Consider the following 5261-nt stretch of genomic DNA (forward strand, 5'->3'; position numbering starts at 1 on the left):
TTTTCTTGTTTGAGTAATAGAAATATTTCCTTTTTCAATCTCACTAACAATTTGAAGTTTTAGTGACATACTGTAATCTCGTTGACTACGCTTTACATAATTTATTTGATCTTCCATAACGATGGCTTTTTGTGTATCGCTATTTCAGGACGAGACACTTACATACAAAAAGAGGCTGTCTTATTTCTAGACAGCCTCTTTTTCTTTTTATTAACTCGACAGGCCAACAATACATATACCTTTTCTTTTAAACTTTTTCTCTTTAAAAGTACAATTTGCTGTGGATCTTGTTTTATTCTTTTTTTCCTTAAAACCCACTTTCCATATTCGAATACGCAAGAACCATGTAACTTTTTCTCTAAACGGGTTATTTTTGGCAGGAATTTTTGTCCTGGTAATGAGCTCTCAGGAAGAATGGAGTTACTTACGGTGTAAATGACTTCTTTTCTTACCTCTGGATCGGTTTACTATTAAAATTTGACATACTCTAATATTTATTTTTAAAGGGCAATATTATCATCTAAACTTTTCTGAAAAGCAGCCATGTCTACCATAGGGTTTATTTGACTGTGCAACTCAGGATCGGCATCTTTAAAATTTTGTTTTCCTGTCTCAGATTTTTGTCCATGTTTTACAACCTCAATACAATCTGGTGCTCCCATAGGACAGGTGCCTTTGCTGTTTTCTACTAATATTTTACCTTGATTACTCAGGGTTATTTTATCATAAAAACCACTCCATTTGGTAATTTGAGCCTTACAGGGCAAATAATCACTTCCGGAGGGCTGTTTTTTGCATTTGCCAAAAGTATTTTTCTCCAATGTTTGCCCAATGTCTTTGGTGCTGGCTATAAGTTTTTTAGCGCCATCTTTATCATTGGCATAATGCTTCTCTTGTGTTTTTACCTTTAAGATATCTGTTTTGGACTCTACGCTAAATTTGCATTTTAGTATGGCCCCTTGTACAACAATATGCTTCTCACTCATAATTTATATTTTATTTAAAACGACTTATGAATCCCTTAAAAAAACTTGCTTTCTTTTTTTCTTCAGCAATAAAAATTGACTTTCGGGTTCCTATAATGACCTCTTTTTTCATTTAGGTTACTGATTTCGATAGTAACTTTTTAGGTATGGAAAGGTTTAGAGAATAATCCATTACTATTTTCTCAATCGAATAATGATTTTGATTCAAAAAACATACTACATTATAATTGCCCCATGCTAGCGAAATCTCCCAACTTCGTACACATTTCAATAATCCATTCCAATTTATTCAAGGTTTATTAATATTTTTTTTATTTGCTTATCGGAGGAGTATGAAGCCAGGAGATTTCTCCTTTACAGCAAGGGATTTATATTATTCAGCAGGGCCTACACCACTATATCTAGTTTCATTATACAGTTCCTTAAAATCTGATAAATTATAATAATTGTTTTTCTTAAATTCCTGTTCAGATTCCTCATCATTAAGCCTTGGAAAAAAAGAATACACATCTGAAGCTTCAACACTTCCTGAAAGTTTCGTCGAATAATAACAGTACAGTGCCTGAATTTTTGTTTCGTCACTAAAATTGTTTTTGTCAACTTTTGGGAAATGTTCTCTCAAAAAAGCAATATATTTTTCTTTACTTTTGGTATCTGCAAGATTCATGACTTCAAAAATCTCTTTATGAAAAACATATTTATTATCGCAGGTTTTTGTAAAAACCACTTTATCAAATTCAGCATCATTTAGATTTCTATCTAAAACCCATTTTAATAAATCCTTATCTTGTACATATCCAAAAGTCTTTACCAATGATTCCAGAAACTCTTGATCATTAAATTTCAACCAAACCAAGCTTGCTTTACTATCATTAAATAGATATTTGTTGCGATTAACTAATACATCAATATTTTTTTTGCGTTGTTGAACTAAATTCTTTTCATCCTTCCATAGATATCTTGTAACTTCTTCACGATTTTCAAACATAGATTTCTTGGGTAACGAATTTTCATATATAGAAATGTCAATGAACTTTTTTTGATAATCTATAATTTGTGGTAAGGCATAACTTTCCGTAATATAGTTATCATTTTTAATAACAAATAAACCAAAATAAGCATAAATATTATTTGGGAAATATATGGGTGTTCTATCACATTTTTCTAAAAAATTAACATAAATATATTTTGAATCAGATTTTGAATCTATTATTCTGTTAAAAATAATTTTGATTCTGCTATTAAATTCATCATCGCTCGGAAATTTTAACCCATGTAATTTTAACCCTTCTTTTGTTATGGGCATAATAACTTCAAAATCCGAACTACTATATTCATATGTATTACTATAGTTTGGTATTCCATACTGTAATTGTCTTTTTAATATATCCTTCATGTGCTTTTCACTTTTTATATTGATATCTTTATTTTGTTGTCCATTACAACTGTTTAAAACACAACAACATAGTATTATAACTAAATTTTTCATGATCACTTAACTTTTAACTTTCTGAACCTTTTTCTCCTGGATTACCTTCATATTCGGGTAAATTATAATCTTCTTCAATTACCTGATAGTCTTTTGGAACGATATAGGCAAAATAATTGGATTCACTATATGTTACACAGCATAAAGCATCTCCCTGATTACCTCCTAATATGACAATTTTATTTCCTTTCTTACCAGCGACAAAACCAACATGACCACCGCCTTTTCTAGTTTTAACAGCAATTGCTCCATATACTGGCTTTTTCAAGTCTCTACCTTCATCCCAATTTGCCCATTTTAAGGCACGAACAGCATCATAACCTTCAATCCCTTTGTATCCATAATTTGTCATAATCCAGTTAATAAATGCAGCACACCAAGCAACATCCTTTTCATCAGTTGTTCCATCTTTCATAGATTTTTCATAAGGTGTTTTTTCGAAAAATTTCTGAATCGCCTTATTTTTACCTGTTTCCACAAGTTTCTTTGCCTCCTCTATCCATGCCAATTTCATCCACGGTGCTCTTTCACCGGTGGTTTCTGCATTTTTTTTCTCTACAATATCGTCGCATTTACCATTAAATAATTGTGAAGATCCTGGATTATAATGTTTCTCTTTTAGTCCCTGTGTGACTTCGCCAACTGTTGTTCTTCCGTTATGAAAACCCCAGCGCATCTCTTTTTTCTGTCTTGTATATACCCACTTCTCCCTTTTTGCATATTCTCCATTTTCTTTCATAAAATGAGGATTTGAAGCATAACCATATTTAGTAACCCATGGCTCTCTATTTATGTTTTTCATTCGTTGCTCATAACTTGTAGTACTACCATCACCATCGGGTATACTAATACTTTCATCAAAAAGGACATAGCCAGAGTTATGACCGTTTCCAACTGCATTAGGTTTTAAAACTAACAAGTACAAATCGGTCATTGTTACAAGTTGATCTTTCCTTTGTGAAAAATACTCATGCACATAATCCATTTGTTTTATAAATGTCATCTCTTTCAATTTTGCTCTAGTAGTGCCTAAACCTTGTGCAGTAGAATCACTAAATTGTATCAAACCGGAAAACCCCACGCCATTATCAGCATATGGTTTAAAAGGAGTTTTATCGCCTGTTTCAAGATGAATGACAGCCATTAACTCACTGGCTTTATCTTTTTTATTTTTCTCACCCCATAGTTTGGCGCAAACTTCAAGAACTTTTTTACGTTCATCACAAGTTAATTTATCGCTCCAATAGAAATTATTTTCTTTGCAAACACAAATATCTTCTTTCTTCTCCTTTTTATCAGGCATAAAAACTTTAGCAAGACTATTAACAACCTCAATAGGGTCTGGTAAAATCATTGGTATGGCTTTTAGCACTGCTTCACTCCAATCATAAATTGTCCCGCTTACAGGCTCTTTTAATCCTTTTTCTGTTTTTTTAGATTTTCCTTTTGTCTCTGCTGGTGCTGCGGGTCTTGGTTTTACAGGTTTTTGATCAGCCGGTTTTGAATCGGTTGTTTTATGATCCGGATTTATAACATTAATATTATTGCTGCTTACCGTTTTTTGTCTAAAAACTTCAGCTGTTACATAATACTCGTGTGTTTTTCCTTCGCTTTTATCGCCTCTTGCCAATTGAGCGTTTGCCATTTTTGCAAAATCGATATCCAATCTAAATTTAATATCAGCAATACCATTCGATACCAGTTCTGATTTTGTTACAGCTTTATTATTTTTATTTATCTCGTTATGTCCCGCACCCGGAGCATCATCTTCCCATAAAGTTACATGGACTGTGCAATTATCAAGATTGGTGCAATGTACCCTTGCGATTACAGTCTGGTTATAACCAAATGGTTTTGTCTGCAAATTTCCCAATGCATCACAAAGTTCAACTTTTACTATTTTGCGTTTTATAGTGTCAATTGGTTTAATATCGAGTGTTGCTTCTTCTTCGCCTAATTGGGCAACAATACGGATACCTTTTCTAGACAGGCTTATTTCTGTAAAGGTATAGTTGGCTGTAGGTCCTGTTTTATTGTTTTTTCCCTTTAGATACCATTTTCCATATTCCAGAGCATATAGAGACCATTTAACCTGTTCTGTAAACGGGTTGTCTCCGGCAGGAACTGTTTGTCCTGATAAAAAACTCTCAGGAAGAACAGAGTTACTTACCGTGTAAATTACCTCTTTTCCTACTTCTGGATTCGGGTTTCCTATTATTTTAAAATCAGGCATATATAGTTCTTTAAATAAATAAAATCTCACAATACTAATATATACACTTTTATTTAATTAAATAAAAGTCTTACAAACTTTAACTTTTGGGAAAGCAAAATAGTAAAGCATAAATCTTCTCTTAGAACTAATTGTCTAGCACTGATGAGAGCGTAAAAAAAAGAGGCTGTCTATTAATTTTAGACAGCCTTTTTCTTTTACTTTAATGTCTCGTCCTGAAATAGCGATACACAAAAAGCCATCGTTATGGAAGATCAAATAAATTATGTAAAGCGTAGTCAACGAGATTACAGTATGTCACTAAAACTTCAAATTGTTAGTGAGATTGAAAAAGGAAATATTTCTATTACTCAAACAAGAAAACAATATGGTATTCAGAGTCATGGAACAGTTTTAAATTGGTTAAGAAAATTTGGTAACTTTGATTGGGAGAACCAAACCCCAACCCAAATGGCAAAAACACCTGAACAGAAGATAATGGAACTCGAAGCCCAAGTGAAATTATTGGAAAAGCAAAAAGCATTATTGGAAAGACAGGCTTTTGTTGCAGACA

4 protein-coding genes are annotated in these 5261 nt (G+C 32.5%); 1 reads left to right on the forward strand and 3 read right to left on the reverse strand.

Annotation, left to right across the window (positions count from 1 at the left end; translation table 11 throughout):
- Positions 1–500: 500 nt before the first annotated feature.
- From CHB81_RS26520 to CHB81_RS26530, 3 genes are all read right to left on the reverse strand, one after another.
- Complete coding sequence (locus tag CHB81_RS26520) at positions 501–986, reverse strand: DUF4280 domain-containing protein (RefSeq protein WP_089354818.1); 486 nt, start codon at positions 984–986, stop codon at positions 501–503.
- A gap of 373 nt (positions 987–1359) precedes the next feature.
- Entirely contained in the window at positions 1360–2475 is a 1116-nt protein-coding gene (locus CHB81_RS26525) for a hypothetical protein (protein WP_141130483.1), read from the reverse strand.
- A 13-nt stretch (positions 2476–2488) separates the two neighbouring features.
- Positions 2489–4708 carry a TIGR02594 family protein gene (locus CHB81_RS26530; RefSeq protein WP_089354820.1) on the reverse strand — a complete coding sequence of 740 codons (2220 nt, stop codon included), beginning with the start codon at positions 4706–4708 and terminating at the stop codon, positions 2489–2491.
- A gap of 246 nt (positions 4709–4954) precedes the next feature.
- On the opposite strand from CHB81_RS26530, the gene CHB81_RS26535 reads away from it, so the two are divergent.
- Positions 4955–5261, forward strand: a 307-nt coding sequence (locus tag CHB81_RS26535) for a transposase (RefSeq protein ID WP_141130484.1), incomplete at its 3' end; no start/stop codon positions are given.

Origin of the sequence: Flavobacterium sp. ov086 (genome assembly GCF_900187965.1) — a bacterium.
Taxonomy (GTDB): Bacteria; Bacteroidota; Bacteroidia; order Flavobacteriales; family Flavobacteriaceae; genus Flavobacterium.

Coding starts and splice junctions, on each gene's coding strand:
- CHB81_RS26530 (WP_089354820.1), bottom strand. CDS start 4,708: ATGCCTGATTTTAAAATAATAGGAAACCCGAATCCAGAAGTAGGAAAA.
- CHB81_RS26525 (WP_141130483.1), bottom strand. CDS start 2,475: ATGAAAAATTTAGTTATAATACTATGTTGTTGTGTTTTAAACAGTTGT.
- CHB81_RS26520 (WP_089354818.1), bottom strand. CDS start 986: ATGAGTGAGAAGCATATTGTTGTACAAGGGGCCATACTAAAATGCAAA.